Here is a 590-nt window from a genome sequence, read left to right on the forward strand (position 1 = left end):
TTTTTTAGATCATCCATCGTCACATCATAGCCAGATAGATGAAGCATGCTGTATAAAAGCATAGATCCATGACCTGCAGAAAGTACAAAACGGTCCCGGTTAAACCATTTTGGATTGCGTGGATTATGGTTCATAAATTGTGCCCATAATGTATACGCCATCGGAGCAGCACCCATCGGCATCCCAGGATGGCCTGAATTTGCTTTTTCAATTGCATCTATAGAGAGTGTTCGAATTGCCGAAATAGATAATTGTTCAATGGCTACTTGTTCAGTAGATAGATTCATATTACATTCGCCTTCTTTCTTATTTTCTAAAAAGTAACGGGACGATTATATTATCTATATCGCCCCGGACTACCTTTAAATCCAGTTTAATAAAGCATTTGCGATCAGTCGGTACATCAACACTCTCTTCCAATTTGATAAGGTTGATGCTCCAATTCCTTTTACAATACTTTTGTCTATGCTACTTTCTCTGTTTTCCGTAAAGTTCTACAACATCAAAGCTTATTGTTGATACATTCCAAAACTTGCAACATAAGCAATGACAACCGCAAGAACACCTGTGATTAAACGGCTATATAATAC

At 37.6% G+C, this 590-nt stretch carries 1 protein-coding gene and 1 pseudogene; both read right to left on the reverse strand.

Annotated features, from left to right (window positions below):
• Positions 1 to 287, reverse strand: a pseudogene (locus EP737_RS25135) (transketolase); the annotation flags it as partial.
• 222 nt (positions 288 to 509) lie between these two features.
• Positions 510 to 590 (reverse strand): hypothetical protein (locus tag EP737_RS25140; protein ID WP_165350942.1); only part of this gene is annotated, 81 nt, incomplete at its 5' end.

The sequence above is a fragment of the Ectobacillus funiculus genome, assembly GCF_004138295.1.
GTDB classification, from domain to species: Bacteria; Bacillota; Bacilli; order Bacillales; family Bacillaceae_G; genus Ectobacillus; species Ectobacillus funiculus.